We start from the raw sequence: 282 nt of genomic DNA, 5'->3' as shown, positions 1-282 counted from the left end.
TATGTCGAATGCTGTAAGGCGACCATTCCTTCGTCGATGTCTTTGACTGGTATGAAAATTGTGCTGGATTGTGCGCATGGTGCAACCTACCAGGTGGCGCCTTATGTCTTTAAAGAATTGGGTGCAGAAATCACCACAATTGGTGTGCAACCAGATGGTTTGAATATTAATCGTGATGTAGGTTCGACAAGCCCTCAGGCGCTTGTTGACAAGGTATTAGAAGTTGAGGCTGATCTCGGGATTGCATTTGATGGCGACGGTGACCGTGTCATCATGGTTGAT

The 282-nt window shown here is 46.5% G+C and carries 1 pseudogene; it reads left to right on the top strand.

Features of this window, described 5'->3' with window-relative positions:
- Positions 1 to 282, top strand: a pseudogene (glmM, locus tag A3729_RS10905) (phosphoglucosamine mutase); the annotation flags it as partial.

The sequence above is a fragment of the Oleiphilus sp. HI0043 genome (genome assembly GCF_001634935.1).
This window is presented reverse-complemented; position numbering and strand designations above follow the sequence as displayed.